This is a genomic window from Streptomyces sp. R44 (genome assembly GCF_041053105.1).
Taxonomy (GTDB): domain Bacteria; phylum Actinomycetota; class Actinomycetes; order Streptomycetales; family Streptomycetaceae; genus Streptomyces.
This window is the reverse complement of sequence record NZ_CP163444.1, coordinates 7649179-7665189: the sequence shown is the minus strand read 5'-3', so window position 1 is coordinate 7665189 and position 16011 is coordinate 7649179. Positions and strand designations below refer to the sequence as shown.

At 73.2% G+C, this 16011-nt stretch carries 15 protein-coding genes; 5 read left to right on the top strand and 10 right to left on the bottom strand.

The window, feature by feature from the left end; translation table 11 throughout:
- Positions 1–17: 17 nt before the first annotated feature.
- The 5 genes from AB5J54_RS35595 to AB5J54_RS35575 form a co-directional block, all read right to left on the bottom strand.
- Positions 18–1502: a sensor histidine kinase gene (locus tag AB5J54_RS35595; RefSeq protein ID WP_369148055.1), complete on the bottom strand. Its 1485-nt coding sequence runs from the start codon at positions 1500–1502 to the stop codon at positions 18–20.
- Positions 1499–2176, bottom strand: coding sequence for a response regulator transcription factor (locus AB5J54_RS35590; RefSeq protein WP_369148054.1), 678 nt, complete (start codon positions 2174–2176; stop codon positions 1499–1501). The genes AB5J54_RS35595 and AB5J54_RS35590 overlap by 4 nt, the downstream gene beginning before the upstream one ends.
- Before the next feature lie 60 nt (positions 2177–2236).
- Positions 2237–2728 carry an SAM-dependent methyltransferase gene (locus AB5J54_RS35585; RefSeq protein WP_369148052.1) on the bottom strand — a complete coding sequence of 164 codons (492 nt, stop codon included), beginning with the start codon at positions 2726–2728 and terminating at the stop codon, positions 2237–2239.
- 79 nt (positions 2729–2807) lie between these two features.
- The gene (locus tag AB5J54_RS35580) at positions 2808–3164 is read right to left on the bottom strand and encodes a hypothetical protein (protein WP_369148051.1); all 357 of its coding nucleotides are present in this window, start codon (positions 3162–3164) and stop codon (positions 2808–2810) included.
- Positions 3165–3267: 103 nt separating this feature from the next.
- A complete protein-coding gene (locus tag AB5J54_RS35575; protein ID WP_369148050.1) occupies positions 3268–3564 on the bottom strand; it encodes a histone-like nucleoid-structuring protein Lsr2 in 297 nt (98 codons plus the stop codon).
- A 162-nt stretch (positions 3565–3726) separates the two neighbouring features.
- On the opposite strand from AB5J54_RS35575, the gene AB5J54_RS35570 reads away from it, so the two are divergent.
- A complete protein-coding gene (locus AB5J54_RS35570; protein WP_369148049.1) occupies positions 3727–5451 on the top strand; it encodes an FAD-dependent monooxygenase in 1725 nt (574 codons plus the stop codon).
- Here AB5J54_RS35570 and AB5J54_RS35565 read toward each other — a convergent pair.
- From AB5J54_RS35565 to AB5J54_RS35545, 5 genes are all read right to left on the bottom strand, one after another.
- Positions 5428–7077 carry a glycosyl hydrolase family 8 gene (locus AB5J54_RS35565; protein ID WP_369148048.1) on the bottom strand — a complete coding sequence of 550 codons (1650 nt, stop codon included), beginning with the start codon at positions 7075–7077 and terminating at the stop codon, positions 5428–5430. The two genes, AB5J54_RS35570 and AB5J54_RS35565, sit on opposite strands and share 24 nt — an antisense overlap.
- Before the next feature lie 108 nt (positions 7078–7185).
- A complete protein-coding gene (locus AB5J54_RS35560) occupies positions 7186–8238 on the bottom strand; it encodes an AI-2E family transporter (RefSeq protein WP_369149562.1) in 1053 nt (350 codons plus the stop codon).
- A gap of 307 nt (positions 8239–8545) precedes the next feature.
- A complete protein-coding gene (locus AB5J54_RS35555) occupies positions 8546–9181 on the bottom strand; it encodes a 4'-phosphopantetheinyl transferase superfamily protein (protein ID WP_369148047.1) in 636 nt (211 codons plus the stop codon).
- Entirely contained in the window at positions 9168–9398 is a 231-nt protein-coding gene (locus tag AB5J54_RS35550) for an acyl carrier protein (RefSeq protein ID WP_369148046.1), read from the bottom strand. Before AB5J54_RS35550 ends, AB5J54_RS35555 begins: the two co-directional genes overlap by 14 nt.
- Positions 9399–9440: 42 nt before the next feature.
- On the bottom strand, positions 9441–10298 hold the full coding sequence (locus tag AB5J54_RS35545; RefSeq protein ID WP_369148045.1) for a hypothetical protein: 858 nt from the start codon (positions 10296–10298) through the stop codon (positions 9441–9443).
- 297 nt (positions 10299–10595) lie between these two features.
- On the opposite strand from AB5J54_RS35545, the gene AB5J54_RS35540 reads away from it, so the two are divergent.
- The 4 genes from AB5J54_RS35540 to AB5J54_RS35525 are packed head-to-tail and all read left to right on the top strand — an operon-like array spanning position 10596 to position 15960.
- Positions 10596–11702 carry a phytanoyl-CoA dioxygenase family protein gene (locus tag AB5J54_RS35540; RefSeq protein ID WP_369148044.1) on the top strand — a complete coding sequence of 369 codons (1107 nt, stop codon included), beginning with the start codon at positions 10596–10598 and terminating at the stop codon, positions 11700–11702.
- Positions 11684–13000 carry a DUF6271 family protein gene (locus AB5J54_RS35535; protein WP_369148043.1) on the top strand — a complete coding sequence of 439 codons (1317 nt, stop codon included), beginning with the start codon at positions 11684–11686 and terminating at the stop codon, positions 12998–13000. The genes AB5J54_RS35540 and AB5J54_RS35535 overlap by 19 nt, the downstream gene beginning before the upstream one ends.
- Positions 12997–14685 (top strand): condensation domain-containing protein, encoded by a 1689-nt coding sequence (locus AB5J54_RS35530; RefSeq protein ID WP_369148042.1) that lies wholly within the window; start codon positions 12997–12999, stop codon positions 14683–14685. Before AB5J54_RS35535 ends, AB5J54_RS35530 begins: the two co-directional genes overlap by 4 nt.
- 36 nt (positions 14686–14721) lie before the next feature.
- A complete protein-coding gene (locus AB5J54_RS35525; RefSeq protein ID WP_369148041.1) occupies positions 14722–15960 on the top strand; it encodes an MFS transporter in 1239 nt (412 codons plus the stop codon).
- Positions 15961–16011 lie beyond the last annotated feature (51 nt).

Sequence of the window (16011 nt, the reverse complement as noted above, 5' to 3'; positions counted from 1 at the left end):
ACGCCCTCGTAGCGGAGCTACTTGGGCGTTTCGGCCGTGCGGCGAGCGTGCGTGCCGGACGACCCGGACCCGGCGGGAATCGTCAGACAGGCCCTAGGGCTGATCCACCGGGGGCCTTCGGCCACCGTTCGCAGCACGATCCGTACGCACAGTCCGCCGCCCGGCGCGTCCCTCAGGGCCACCCCGCCGCCGTCGTCCGTGACGAGCTGCTTGACGATGGCGAGCCCCAGGCCGGAGCCGGAGCGCCCGGTCAGTCCCTGGCCGCGCCAGAACCGGTCGAAGGCGCGGGCCTGTTCGGCGGCGGACATGCCGGGGCCCTGGTCGAGGACCTCCAGGACCGCCTCCTCGGGGCCGCCCGCCTCCATCCGTACCGTGATCGTCCCCCGGTCCGGGGAGACCTCCAGGGCGTTGGAGAGCACGTTGTCGAGGACCTGGTCGAGGTTTCCGGGCCCGGCGAGCACCCGCGGCAGGTCCTCGGTGTCGCCGGTGAGGACGATCGTCACCCCGCGTTCGTCGGCGGCCGGCCGCCAGACCTGCAGCCGCTCCTCGACCAGTTCGCGCAGCGCCAGCGGTTCGGGTGCGGACACCTTGGCCTCGGCGCGGGCGAGCACGAGGAGGCCGCTGACCAGGCGGCTCATCCGTACGACCTCGGCGGTGGCCTGGTCGACGTCCTCGCGGACGAACTCGTCGTCGACGCCGTCCGCGATGTTGTCGAGCGAGAGGCGCAGCGCGGTCAGCGGGGTCCGCAGCTGGTGCGAGGCGTCCGCGACGAAGATGCGCTGGGAGGCGACGAGGGTGTCGAGGCGCTCGGCGCCCTGGTTGAGCGTGCGGGCGAGGGTCTGGGTCTCCTGCGGGCCGGTGACGGGCGAGCGGGCGGTGAGGTCGCCGTCGCCGAACCGGCTGGCCATGTCGTTGAGCTGGCGCAGCGGCTTGGTCAGCAGCCGGGCGACGATCGCGCCGAGTCCGGCGGCGACCGCGAGCACGCCGACGGCGAGGATCGCCCGGAAGCCCCAGATCCGCCACAGCCGGTCGCTCAGGCCGGCGGTGGCGTACCGGATGCGGACGGCGCCGACGATCCGCTCCGGCTCCCCCGCCTCGCGGCGTGCGTACACGGGTACGGTGACGATCAGTTCGGGTCCCCAGACGAGCCGGGATCCCCAGTCGACGGTGGTCCTGCCCTGTTCCAGCGCCGCGCCGAACGCCGGGTCGTCCGGGTGTGCCGGCAGGGGCAGCGGGTCCATGGCGCTCCGGCCGTCGGCAGCCACCACCTCCACGGTCCCGGGGGTCTCGTCCCCGTACGCCCCGGCCATCCGGGCGAGCGCCTGCCGGGCGGGTGCGTCGCCGTCCCCGAGGAGCAGCGCCATGGTCGTGGCCTCGCGGCGCACGGACTCCTCGGTGTCGCCGCGCAGTTGGGCGGTGAGCGTGAACGCGACCGGCACGGTGAAGGCGGCGAGCGCCACGGCGACCAGGGCCACGTAGCTGACGATGAGGCGTCTGATCACGGGCGGCCCACGGGCTCCACGACCAGGCGGAAGCCGACGCCGCGGACGGCCTCGACGGTCACGGCCCCGGCGAGCTTGCGGCGCAGCGCCGCCACGTGGACGTCGAGGGTCTTGGTCGGCCCGAACCAGTTGGCGTCCCAGACGGCTTCCATGATCTGTTCGCGGGACATCAGCGCGCCCGGCTCCTCGGTGAGGAAGGCGAGCAGGTCGTACTCCTTGGGCGTGAGCGCCACTTCGGACTCGTCCAGCCATACGCGGGCCGCCTTGCGGTCGACGGTCAGCCGGGCACCGTACCGCTGGGGTCCGGTGGGCTGCTCCGCCGGCCGCACCCTGCGCATCACGGCCCTGATCCGGGCGATGACCTCACGCACCCCGAAGGGCTTGGAGACGTAGTCGTCGGCGCCGATCTCCAGGCCGACGACCCGGTCGGTCTCGTCGCTGCGGGCGCTGATCACGATGATCGGCACGTCGCCGCGCCGGCGCAGTGCCCGGCAGACGTCGAGCCCGTCGGTGTCGGGCAGGCCGAGGTCGAGCAGGACCAGGTCGTACGGGGTGGTGACGGCGAGCCCCGCCGTCCCCGTGGTGACCCATTCCACCTCGAAGCCGTAGCGCAGCAGTCCGCGCCGCAGGGACTCCGCGACCGGCTCGTCGTCTTCCACCAGCAGTACACGCACGGGGCAACCCTAGTTCGGGTTCCGTACGTCGGTTCACCGTCGGGCGGTGGCCCCTGGGGCTCAGTAGTAGTGGCGCATGATCTCGTCGGCCCAGGCGGGCTGGGTGGTCGGTCCCTGGGGGCCGAACTCCGTCATGTACGGCTTGATGTCGAGCACCGGTGTGCCGTCGACGGCGTCCAGGCCGCGTACATGGAGGTCGAGTCCGTCCGTGCGGACCAGGCGGCAGCGGGAGACGCCGAGGCGGTTGGGGCGGTTCTTGCCGCGCTGGGCGAAGATCCCGACCAGCGGCCACTCCTCGTTGCCGCGCGGGTGCCGGGCACCGGTCTGGACGGCGTCGGGGCTCACGCGGTCGAAGTGGTAGACGATCTCCAGGTGCGAGAAGGCGTCGAGTCCGGCCAGCGCCTCGGGGCCGTAGGTCTCCCCGTCGAGGCGGACGATCGACTCGACGTCCCCCCACTCGTCGTCCCGCACCTCGCCGCGCCCGCCGACGACATGCCCCACGGGCTGCGAGACGACCGTGCTCGGGGTGTGCTCCTCGTGCTCCTGCGCCATGGGCTTCCTCGTCCTCTCGTGGTCGTGGCCGCGCCCCCGGTGAGGCGCGCCGGGGGCACGCTACCCCGCCGAGGCGCCGTCAGAGGCCGGGCCCGTACCCGGGTTCCGGCTGTCGCGGATGCCACCAGGCCGCGAGGCCCCACAGGGCGAGTCCCGCGACGGCGACGCAGAGGAGGGCCGCGGTCCAGGGCCGCAGCCATCGGACGGCGGCCGCCCAGGTCAGCGGCGGGAGGACGAGTCCGGCGAAGAGGATGAGCGGCAGGTCGACGAGGATCACGCTCCAGTCGCGGGCGTGCGACTCGAAGCCGCCTTCGATGCTGTAGGAGGCCCGGGGCAGCGCGAAGGCGGCCGCGACCGTGACGCCGGCGACGGCGAGCAGGCAGCCGACGGCGCTCTCGGCCCGGTCCCGCGATTCCTGTGACGGGTTCTCGCTCATGCCCGGGACGGACGCCCGGGGACGCCGACCGGTTCCCCACGCCCGTACGGCCACCGGGGCAGGACGATCGCGGCCGTGCGGGCGTCCGGCAGGGGTTCCGGGATCATTCGGCACGCTCCGCGGCTTCCTCGGTGGCCCGCTCCCACGCTCTCCGGACCTCGCTCGGCACCCGGCCGCGGTCCGGCACCTCGAAGCCCTGCGCCCGGGCCCAGGCGCGCAGTTCGTTCGTGGGCATCCCGCCGGGGCGCACGACCGGCAGCGCGGGGGCCGGCCCGGGCGGTGTGATCCCGTACCGGCGCTTCGTGCCGTACGCGCTCGTCCGGACGTCCTCCAGGACGCCGCCGCACCGCTCGATCGTCCGCGTGTGCAGGCGCACGGTGGGAGTGATCAGTTCGAGCATGGCCGCGACGGTACCCGCCCGGTCCGACAGGCCCGCCGGACGGCCGCACCGCTCGCCGACCCGGCGGAGGCGGGTGACGATGGCCTGGGGCCTGCTCCGACGCGCGTCGCCGGACGGGCCCTACGGGAATCCGCCGGGGGCAATCCAGTGCTGGAGGCACGCGTGGCGCACCGCACCACCACCGACGTCCTGATCGTGGGCGCGGGTCCGGTCGGCCTGAGCGCGGCCGCCGAGCTGCGCCGGCACGGTGTGCACTGCCGGCTCGTCGACCGCCTGCCGGCCCGTCTTCCGTACGCCAAGGCGGTCGGGATCCAGCCGCGCACCCTGGAGCTGTGGGACCGGATGGGTCTGGTCCGCGCCGTCCTGGAGGCCGCCGTGCCGCTGCGCGGCCAGTTGGTCTACGTCGACGGCCGCGAGCGGGACCGGATCGAGCTCACGATGCCGCCGGAGGTGCCCTACGGCTTCGCCGCGCTGCCGCAGTACGAGACGGAGCGGCTCCTGGAGGAGTACGTCGCCCGCCTGGGGACGGTCGTCGAGCGCGGCACCGAACTGGAGTCGTTCACCCAGGACCGGGACGGGGTCACCGCGCGGCTGCGCACGGCGTCCGGCGCCGGCGAGGAGCTGCGGGTGCCGTATCTGATCGGCTGCGACGGCGCGCACAGCGTCGTACGGAAGACGCTGGGCCTGTCCTACGAGGGCGGGGCGTTCCAGGAGGAGTACATGCTCGGCGACGTCGTGGCCGACTGGGACCTGCCCCACGGCTACGGCATCCGGTCCGGTCGGCGGGCCGCCGACGGCTCCACCGGCGAGGTCCTGGTCTGCATCCCCCTGCCGGGGGCGGGCCGCTACCGGATGTCGATGAGGCTCCCGCCGGAACTCGCCGCCTCCCGGGGGGCGGCCCCGCCGGACGGGGTGGCGCACGGGCCGGAGAGCGGGCGGGTCCCCGGGCTCGCCGACCTCCAGGCCGTCGTCGACCGTCTCGCCCCGCGCCCCGCGCACCTGTCGGACCTTCGCTGGTCCTCGGTCTTCCGGATCAGCCACCGCATCGTCGACCGCTACGGCCGGGGCCGGGTCTTCGTGGCGGGCGACGCGGCGCACATCCATCCGCCGACCGGCGCCCAGGGCATGAACACCGGGGTGCAGGACGCCTGCAACCTGGCCTGGAAGCTCTCCCTCGTGGTGCGGGGCGAGGCCGGGTCCGAGCTGCTCGGCACCTATGACGCCGAACGCCGTCCGGTGGGCGAGGAGGTGGTCGGCCGGACCGTGCGGCACGCCGTACGGGGGATCGAGGCCGACCCCGAGGACCGGCGGACGCTGCTCCTGCGGGAGGCGCAGCTCCTGGTGAGCCACCGGGACGGTCCGCTCTCGGGCGTTCGGTACGGTCCCGAGGACGCGCCCCAGCCGGGCGACCGGGCCCCGGACTGCTCGGGTCTGACCACCCCGGTCGCCGCCTATCCGCTGCGTCTCCTCGACGTGCTGCGGGGGCGGCCCGGCCATGTGGTGGTGCTGTACGGATCGGACGGGGCCGAGCTGGCCGGGGCGGCCGCGGCGGCGCGGGAGACCGCCGGCCTGCCGGCCGTGGCGATCCTCGCGGCCGGCGCGGAGGAGGCGGACGGCGCGGACGAGTCCGCCGGCGGGGGCGCGGCCGCCGGGGCGGGAGCCGGAGCCGCCGGGCCCGCCGCCGCGTCCGTGCCCGTGTACCGCGACGCCGCCGGGGAGTTCGCGCGGCTCTACCTCCCCGACGGCGCGACCGGTCTTGTCGTCCGTCCTGACGGGCAGCTCGGCGCCCGTTTCCCGCTCTCGGGTACCGCCGCCGCCCTGAGCGGTTATCTCAGGGCCCTGTCCGTGCGGCGGGACACCCCGCTACGGGACCCAGTGGTTGCCTGAGGCCGTGATCATGACCTGGAGCTGGATGCTGGCCGAGAAGTAGCTGCTGGTGTCGACCGGGGTCGCCACCATCTTGTTCCACAGGGCGTCGAGCCAGGCCTGGCTGCCCGTGTCCGTCATGGCCGCCACCGCGAACGGGGCGAAGAAGGCGGCCTCGCTGCCCGAGGAGATCTGGGTGCCGTTGAGCTTGTAGCCGATGGCGATCTTGTTCGGGTCCCCGCCGGTCTTGGACTTGATCCAGCCGTTGACCTTCCGGGCGGCGGCGAGGGACGTGGCGTCGCCGCTGGTCACCGCGTCGTCGCCGATGCGCCACGGCGTACGGCAGGCGTTCCACCAGTACGAGCCGTCGTTCGGGTCCTCCAGGACCTGGCCCGGGGCCGGCTTGGGTGTCGTGTTGGTGTCGACGACGAAGTCGGGCAGGAGTCCGGTGCCGGAGGCGTAGGTGGACTGGAGGCGGGAGATCTGCGTCTGGTGGGCGCTGCGCACGGTGTCCCAGGTGGTGTCGCCCGAGGCCGCGCGGAAGGCACGGAAGTGGTCGACCATCCAGTCCGAGGTGCGGGAGATGTAGTAGTACTGGTCGCCCGAGCTGCTCCAGTCGCCGAGCTTCAGGAGCTTGGTCGTGGCGTTGACCTCGTCCTTCTTGATGGCGGCGATGTGCTTGAGCGCGAGGTCCTTGTAGTTGTACGTGCCGGTGCTGCCCCACTGCTTGTCGGCGAGGAGCAGGCCGTAGGCCACGTCCATGTCGCCGTCGGTGGCTCCGTCGCCGCCGTTGACGCTCTTGCAGGCGGTGTCCTGTTCGGCGGCGAGGAGGTTCGGGTTGACCGAGGAGGGGTGGTCGATCTTCCACTTGACGAGACCGTCGAAGATCTTCTTGGCGTCCGGGTCGGCGCCCGCCATGGTGGCGGTGACGACCATGCCGTAGCCCTGGGCCTCGGCGACGTACGGGTGGTCGGCGTCGGGCGAGATGATCTGGTACCAGCCGTTGCCGCAGTTCTGCCGGACGAAGGCGGCCTTCCACTTGTTGTAGTAGTCGACGACCTTCTGGTCGAGGGCCGCCTGGGTGCCGGAGGGCTTCAGGATGCCGGCGGCGTAGGGCTTGAGGTGGCTGCCGAAGGGGACGGCCGGTCCGCCGCCGCCCCCGCCGGTGCCGGTGGGCGCGCCGTACACCTCGAACTCCCAGAGGGAGTAGCCGTACGGCGTGCCGCGGCCGGTGCCGTACATCCGGACGTAGCGGCCGCTGCCGGAGACGGTGAGGTCGTCGGTCGCCCCGTCACCGGCGGTGGTGGAGTAGACGTCGGTCCAGGTCGACCCGTCGGCGGAGGTCTGGATGCGGTACGTCTTGCCGTACGCGTCCTCCCAGTTGAGCTTCACCCGGGAGATCGTGTGGTTCGCCCCGAGGTCGATCCGTATCCACTGCGGGTCGACCCCTTCGGCGCTCGCCCAGCGGGTGGCCGTGCTGCCGTCCACCGCGAGCCCGGCCCCGAAGGCCGAGGTCTCGACGGACGAGGCCGTCGCCTGCTTTCCGGTGGACACCAGGCCGTCGGCGGCCTGCGCCTGCGGCATGACCGTCAGGGGCAACGCCAGCAGACCCGCCAGCCCGAGAAGCGAGACGCTTCGTCGACGCATGTCAACTCCCTTTCCCTCCATGGCCAATCGTTAGGAAATATTCCTAACCATTGGCCGGGAGAGTAGAGAGGCCGCACGCCCCGCGCAAGACCCCCTGCACGGGCGGACTCAGGCGCGCGCGGCCCTGAGCGCCGTGTGGACGGACCACACCACCGAGACCAGAGGGACCGCCACGACCGCGCCCACGATGCCCGCGGCGATCGAGCCCGCGACCACCGAGATGGCCACGACCAGCGGATGGAGCCGCACCGCCCAGCTCATGACCAGCGGGTGCAGCAGATGTCCCTCGATCTGACCGATGACCACGATCAGGGCGACGACGAGAGCCGCCACCAGCGGGCCCTGCGAGGCGAGCGCCACGACGGTGGCGATGGCGAGGGCGATCGGCGAGCCGATCAGCGGGATGAAGGCGGCGAGGAATTCGAGGAGGGCGAGCGGCACCGCGAGCGGGACGCCGAGGGCCCAGAGGGCGATGCCGACGAGCACCGCGTTGGTCGCGGCGACCAGGACGATGCCGTGCGTGTAGCCGGTGAAGGTGCTCCAGGCCGCGCGTCCGCCGATGGCGACGCGCTCGCGCACCGAACTCGGGAGCTGCTCCTGGAACCAGGACCAGTGCCGGTCCCCCGAGTGGATGAAGAACACCGAGGAGAACAGGCCGAGGACCAGTGTGGCGAGGACGGCGACGATGTGCCCCGCTCCGCTCACCGCCGTACTGAGCAGGGCGGATCGGTGACTGGAGAGGTACTCGCCGGCCTTGGACTGCAGGTCGGAGAGCGCGTCCGGGTCGAGGCGGAACGGCGGCCGCTCCAGCCAGCGCTCGATCCGCCCGACGCCCTCGCGGAACTCGCGCACCAGGGTGGTCTGCTCCCCCGCGACCGCCTCGCCGACCAGCGCGAGCACACCGAGGACGAGCCCGATGCTGACGAGCAGGGTGAGGGCGACCGCCAGCGGCCGGGGCAGCAGGCGGGCGACCGCGTCGGCGACGGGCCGGAGCAGTGCCGTAATCACCAGACCGAGGAAGACGGCCACGCCGATCTCGTGGAAGCGGCCGAGCACCGAGAACAGGCTGTAGACGAGGAGGCCGACGACGAGCAGCCGCCACGCGTAGGCGGCGGCCGTACGAAGGAAGGGGGTGACCGTCGGAGGTGTGCCTGGCTGCATGGCCATCGACGTACCACCCTCGGTCCGCCGGGCCACGCCCGCGGCCCCGGATTAGCCCGACCCGGTCGCGGCATTCGGCCGTCCGGTGTCCGGAGCCTTCGGGGGGACGTGCGGATGGGGCCGCGCGTGCAGGCGAGGGCACGTACGAGAAGGAGTTCCGGGACCTCGGCACCTCGCTGGGCACCGGACGTGCCCGACGGGCCCACCTGCCACCAGGGCCCGTACCAGTTCGAGGTGAGCGGCATGTCCACCGCGGACGGGGTCGGGGAGTACCCGCGGTCGAAGCGGAACTGGAGCGAGAAGGTGCTCACCCAGGTCGTCCGGACACTGGGTCCGCGCATGCGATGACGGTGACCGGGCCGGCACCGGCGACCGCGGCGACGGCCGCCCGGTCGCGGTCGGTCCAGTCCAGGAGCCGCAGCCCCGCCCGACCGCCCGCCTTGAAGCGGGCCTCGCCGCGCACCCAGAGGCGGAGCAGCGCCGCGTCGGGGTCCGGCGCGGCCGCCGCCTCCCGCAGCTCGGTCGCGGGCAGGAGCCGGCGGAGTACGGGCAGGGGGCCGGGCCTGCGGGCCGCGGGCTCCACGTCGACGCCGACCGGCCCGGGGCCGACGGCCGCCGCCACGAGGCCGTCGGCGTGGCTCAGGCTGACGCCGAGTCCGGGCCGGCGGCTCAGGTACGGGCGGCCGTGCCCGTGCCGGCGGCAGGTGTCGCAGTACTGGTCGGGGCCGGACGCCTCCGGGGGGAGCCCGGTGAACCGGGCGACGCACAGCCGGACGAGCAGGCGGGCCGCGGTCACGTCGTCGCGGCGGCCGGGGACGCGGATCCGGTCGAGCCGCCGCCGTTCCCAGGGCGCGAGCAGGCCCTCGTGCAGTTCGGGGTGGTCCAGGACCTCCCGGGTGGTCGCCACGACGGCCAGCAGCGGCGGATGGTCACGTGGCGGCACTCAGGAAGCGTTCCTGGACGCGGCCGATGGTGCGGAAGTCGTCGATGGTGACCTCCTGGAGGTCGATGGAGCTGCCGGAGAGCTCCTCCAGGAGGTCGATGAACTCCAGGAAGTCCATGGAGTCGATGAGCCGGGCCTCGATGAGGTCCTCGTCAGCGTCGATCGGCCCGTCGAGACCGGGGTTCTTCTCGTGGAGCCAGGCGGCGATGGGGTCCATGGGGTGGGGCGCTCCTTGCTGTGGGGAAGGTACGGGCGGAGTTCAGGCGCTCGCGGCGCGCAGCCGGTCGAGGGCCTGCTCGGGGGTGCCGTGGGCGAGGATCATCGCGTGCACCCAGCGCTCGACGCCGAAGGCGACGCAGGCGCTGTACGCGGGGCCCGCGAAGCCCGCGCGGATGTCGAGGCGCTCGCCGAAGAAGTTGCGGTGGCGGTTGACGGAGGCGATGGCCGTGCCGTCGGGGGCGCTGAACTCGTGCTTGACGGGGTCGAGCGCCATGAGCTTGGCGCGGGAGCCGCCCTTGTCGTAGAAGGGGTCGTCGGCCACGGCCCGGGACAGGTCGAGTCCGAGGCGTGCGGCCAGTTCGAGGATGAACTCGGTGCCCTGCTCCAGGTGTTCGAGGGAGCCCTGTTTCGTGCCGAGGAAGAGGACTTCGCGCATGTGGAAGCCCCACAGGCGGCGCAGCCCGTCGTAGTGGGTCTCGTTGCGGAAGCAGCGGCCGGCCGCGGAGAGCCGTAGTCCGTCCTCGCCGACGTCCCGGCCCTCCAGGGAGAGCAGCAGGCCGTAGCAGGTGGCGGAGGGCAGGAGGTAGCCGGTCGGCCGGAGCGGCAGGTCGCCCGGCGACTCGCCCGCGGCGAGGCCGTCGAGGGCGTCGGGGGCGAACCGTCCGGCGGAGACGCCGAGATGGGGGAAGTTGCGGAAGAAGTCGAGGCGGGCTAGGCCCTCGACGGAGAGCAGCGGCGGGCCCACGACCTCGGGTGCGGAGAGGCGCGCGGCGAGCCCGGTGAGCAGTTCGTCCAGGCCGTGCAGCAGGGCGGTGCGGACCGGGTCGAGGGTGATCAGGCCCGCGCCCGGGCTCTTCAGGCCGCCGTCGGGCAGGACGGTGGTGCTGGGTGTGCTCATGGAAAACCGCTCCCTCTGGGCGTGGGCGAACAGTCAAGGCGTGGGGTCCTCGTCGACCACGGCACGGCGAAGAAGCCGCCTGATGCTCCATCAGGGACCGGACTGCGCATGGGGACCCTAAGCCAGCTCGGCGAGGGTTGTCTAGACCAAAGCTGCCGCAGGGCCGGGGGGTATCCAGCCGATCGCACCCTTAACTCCTCATATCGCGGTGACACTTGACAGAACCGATGGTCTAAACCAATTCTTCTGAACGACGTGGCCGCCTGACCTCCGGCCACCGCCTCTGGAGGGACCCCCATGCCCACACCCGCTCCGCCCCGACCCGTCCGCCGCCCCTATCTGCACCGGGCGGCCTCGGACCTGCCGTACTTCAGCGCGGACGGCGAGTCGTACCTCGCCGCGACCACCCTGCGGGAGCTGAAGAAGTCGCGGCCGCTGCGGGTGCTGTCCGAGGAGGACTTCGCCCACTGGCAGACGTACGGCTACGTCGTCGTCCGCGAGGCGATCCCCGCCGAGGCCGCGCGCCGCCTGCTCGACTTCACCTGGGACTTCCAGGGCCTCGACCCCGACCGGCCGGACAGCTGGTACGAGGACCGGCCGTTCCGCTCCGAGCTGGACCAGCAGCTGCACGTGTACGGCTTCGTGGAGGCGTACCACCACCAGCTCCTCTGGGACAGCCGCCAGGCCCAGCGCGTCTACGACGCCTTCGTGGACGTGTGGGACTGCGAGGAGCTGTGGGTCACCCAGGACCGGCTCAACCTCAACCCGCCCAACGTCCGCAACCGCGACCGCGCCCTGATCGAACCCACCGACCGGGGCTTCGACATCGAGCTGCACTGGGACATCGACACCACGCTCGGCGTGCCCCCGCAGCGGGTGCAGGGGATCATCGCGCTGAACGACACGCGCCCCGAGTCCGGCGGCTTCCAGTGCTGCCCGGAGCTCTTCCGGCGGTTCGAGGAGTGGAAGCTCGGGCAGCCGGCCGGCCGTGACCCCATCCGGCCCGCCGTGGACCGGACGGAGTTCCCCGTCGTCCGCCCCGACCTGCGCCCCGGCGACCTGCTGATCTGGAACGGTCTCCTCGCCCACGGCGTGGCCCGCAACACCTCGGCCGACCAGGTGCGGGCGGTCCAGTACCTGTCGATGATGCCGGCCCTGGAGGAGCACACGAAGCTGCGGAGGTCCCGCGTCGAGTCCTGGCGGCACCTGCGCACCCCGCGCTGGAACCGCACCCTCGTCGGCGACCCCGTCCTGCACGAGTCCGAGCGCTACCCCACGGCCACCCTGAACGAGCTCGGCAGCCGCCTCCTCGGGCTGACCTCGTGGAGCGACACGGGCGAGGCCGCGGGCGGACGGACGGCCGGGGAAGCGGGCGGGGAGCCGGCGTGCGCCGTGTCTGCCTGACCCTGCCCACCCACCGCGCCTGCCCCGACACCATCCGGGCGGTCGCGGCGGAAGCCGCCCACGGCGCCCGCCGCTTCGGCGCCGAGGTGCACCTGCTGATCCTGGACTCCTCCGCGGCCCCGGTGCTCGCCGAGCACCGGCAGGTGGTGGCCGCGCTCCCCCGCGTACCCGGTGTGGTCGTCCACCACCTCGACGAGACCGCCCAGCGGGCCTTCCTGCGCGAGCTCGTCACGCGCTCCGGCACCGCCGAGCCGGACCGGATGCTCGGCCTGATGCTCCCGTCCCGGGTGTCCTACGGCGCCTGCACCAACCGCGCCTTCCTGTTCGCGGAGGCCCTCGGCTGCGCGTCCGTGCACCGCAGGGACTCCGACAGCCGCTACCAGCACCTGGACGGGGAGCCGGTCTTCCCGCTCCACCACGAGCTCACGGCCCTCGGCCGGCCGGCCGCCGAGGTGGCGGGGCTCGTGTCCCGCAGCAGACTCGACCCCGCGCACGCCCACCGTCCGGTGGCCCTGGTCGGCGGCTCCTTCGTCGGCGAGATGTCCGTGGACGTCGCGGAGATCCGCCGGCTCGACCCCCTCGTGTACGAGGACGTCATCGGCCTGTCCGTACCGGACGGCTATCCGGAGATCTGGCGCAGGAACCTGATCGCCGAGTCGTTCCGGGGCGCCGGGACCGCCGCGTACACCGGTGACCTGACCACGCTCACCACCGTCAGCCCCACCCGCGTCGACATGTGCAACGTCGCCCTCGCCCGTGAGGTGTACGGCCGGGTGCCGCTGCCGCCCGCCACCGACACCATCGGCAGCGACTACTTCCTCCTGCACCTGGTCCACGACGCCCGGCTGCCCGGTGTGCTGCACAACCGGCACATCGTCAACTTCCATACCGGCGAACGACGTTCAGACGCAGGCTTCCTCGCCTACCAGCTGCGGTTCGCGAAGTTCCTCCTCGCGACTCCGCACCTCCACTCGGTGTACGCCGGGACGGCGGCGGCCGGCGCATCACTGCTCGACGCCGGTGGCGGGCTCCGGGCCTCCGCCGTCGCCGGTCTCGTCCGGGAGAGCACGCGCGTCGACCCGGGGGAGAAGACCGAGCGCCTCGACGTCGTCGACCGCTCCTACCGCAAGCTCGGCGGCCGCTACACCGAGGCGGCGGACTTCCTCGCCGCCCGCCGCGAGCGGCTCGTCGACGAAGTCCGGGAGGACATGGCGGAGTTCGCCCTCCTGATCGACGCCTGGGCGGACCTGGTCCGGGCGAGCGAGAACCGACCGGAGTTCCCGAAGGGCATCGCATGACGAAGACGTACACCGTCACCGTCCGCTACGCGGGCGGGGAGCAGCGGCGGGGCCCGGTCACGATGGGCCAGGCCAACATGATCCGCTGCATGCTGCGGGACGAGCCCGAGCACATCAACATCCACGCCGTGTGGCCCGTGCCCGAGGGAACCGGGACGGAGTCGGCGATCGACGCGCTGCGCGCCCTGGTGGTGCGGCACGAGGCACTGCGGACGACCTTCCCGCACGCCCCGGGCGAGGCGCCACGCGAGCAAGTCGTTGCGGCGGAAGGGGAGTTCACCGTCACGGTCGTCGACCACGACGAGCAGCCCCCGGAAGGCCACGCCGAGGACCTGGCCCGCCGGGACCGTGTGGGCCGCTTCCACCTGGACCGGGACTTCGGCCTGCGGATCTCCCTGGTCGCCGTGGAGGGCGTGCCGTTGTCCGTCGCGCTCGCGGCGAGCCACGCCGTGACGGACATCAGTGCCCTCTCCGTGCTCGAAGAGGACTGGCACGCCCTGCTCGCCGGCCGGACGCTCCCCGCCGTGACCGCCTTCACCCCGCTCGACCTGGCCGCCGAGGAGGCGACCCCGGGCGGGCTCCGGAGGTCCGAGGCGTCCCTGCGGCACTGGGAGCGGATCATCCGCACCGGCCCCCAGGCCATGTTCGCGGAGCCGGGCGCCGTCGGCGCCGAGGTCGAGGCGGAGCAGCTCACGCTCCGCTCGCTGCGCGGCGCCCAGGCGCTCGCCCTCGTGGCGGAGCGCACCGGCGGTCTGCCGTCCACGGTGCTCCTCACCGCCTGGTGCGCGCTGATCGCCCACCGCACGGGTCAGTCCTCGTGCGTCGCCGCCGTGCCGACCTCGAACCGGTTCCTGCCACGGCTCGCCCGCTCCGTGAACACCGTGTCGCAGGACGCGCTGCTCTCCCTGGACGTGCGGGTGCCGTCCTTCGACGCGCTGCTGCGGAAGGCGTGGGGAGCGGCGCTCAACGCCTACCGGCACAGCCAGTTCGACGCGGTCCGCCTCTGGGAGATGATCGACGCCGTCACGTACGAGCGCGGCAGCCGCTTCGCCCGTGACGTCGTCTTCAACGACGTCAGCACGCTGCCCACGGAACCCGCGGCGGACGCCGACCGGCCCGAACTCGACGTGGTCCGTGGGCCGGCACAGGTGCTGCCGGCCCGCGTCCTGACCTTCGTCGACGAGACGACGCCCGTACTCCGGCTCGGCATGTGGGTCGACCCCGCGCTGTTCACGCCGGACGAGGCCGAGGGGTTCCTCACCGGTCTGGTACGGCTCCTGGAGGCGGCCGCCACCGAGGACGTGCCGCTCACGGCGCTCACCGGGGTGACGGGTGTCCGGCCGGTCGAGCGGGGTGCGGGGTGGCGCCTGGTGGACGGCTCGTGGGTGTCGCCGCCCGAGGTGGCGGAGGTCCTGAGCGGGGCGCTCGGAGGGGTCCCCGTGCACGTCACCGACGGCGCACCGGACGAGGACGGCCTCACCGCCTTCCTCGCCTGCGGCGGCTCCCCGCTCACCCCGGAGGAGGCGCACGCGGCGCTGATGGACGCTCTGCCGGGCCGTCCGGGGGTGCTGGCCCCGCGCCGGTACGTGATCGTGCGGGACGCGCCGGCGGAGGCGGACCGGACCAGTGCCTGGCTCGGGCAGCGGATTCTCAGGGAAGGGGCCGGCCGGGACCGGCGCAGCTGACATGACGACGAATGACGTGACCGTAGAGCGGCTGACATGACGACGAATGACATGACCGTAGAGCGGGAGAAATACTCCCTTCCCAGCCCGTGGCGTTCGCAGCGCTTCCGGCTGTTCTTCGCGGCCCGCAGCACCTCGCTCCTGGCCGACGGCATGCTGATGGTCTCGCTCACGACCGCCGTGCTCGGCGCGGGGTACGGGGCGGCGGGCGTGGGCTACGCGCTGGCCGCGTGGATGACGCCGATCGTCCTGCTCGTGCTGTTCGGCGGCGTGCTCGCCGACCGCTTCACCCCGCAGGTGATGATGGTCGGCGCCGACGTGGTGCGGATGGTCGCCATGCTGGCGCTCGCGGCGCTGCTCGCCGCCGGCGACATGCGGTTGTGGCACATGATGGCGCTGCTCGCGCTCAGCGGCGCCGCGACCGCCATGTTCCAGCCGGGTCTGGCGAGCCTGGTGCCCCGGGTCGCGGAGGACATCCAGCGGGCCAACGCGCTGCTGCGGATCTCCGAGTCGATCTGCACCCTGCTCGGCCCCGGTCTCTCCGGCCTGCTCGTGGCGTACTGGGACGTCGCCGGGTCCTTCGTGGTCATCGCCGCCTTCTACGCGTGCAGCGCGCTCGGCCTGGCGCCGCTGCGGAAGCTCTGCACGGCGCGGGACGAGAGCGACGAGCCGATCCTGCGGCGTCTGGCCACCGGATGGCACGAGTTCCGGTCGCGTTCCTGGCTGTGGGGGGTCATCGCCGTGTGGGCCGTCTACGGCCTGTTCGTCTTCGGCCCGGCCCTGCCGCTGGGCGCGGCGCTGCTCACCGAGCAGCACGGGGCGAGCGGTTACGGCTGGATCGCGTCCGCCGACGGCGCGGGGACGATCGTCGGCGGACTGCTCGGCATGCGGGTCCGGCCGAGCCGTCCGCTCGTCGCGGGCGCGTGCGCCATGTTCTTCTTCTCCCTCAACCCCCTGGCGCCCGCGCTCGGCTGGTCGTTCACCGTCACGGCGGTCACCGGGGTGGTGGCCGGCTGCGGGTTCGCCTTCTGGGGCGTCATGTGGGCGACGAGCGTGCAGTCGCACATCCCGCTCGCCGTCCTGAGCCGGGTCTCCGCCTACGACGTGGCCGGATCCATCATGGTCATCCCGCTGGGCCGGGCCCTGTCCGGCCCGGCCGCCGACAGCGTGGGCGCCGACCGCGTGCTGCTCTTCTCCTCGGTCATGGGCCTCGTGCTGATCGCCGTCATGCTCTCCGTCCCGGCCGTCCGCGCCCTGCGCCGGGCAGCCGACTGAGACCGCCGTGCGACGGCCGGTGACGCGTGAGGGTCACGGCGCCCACGGGGC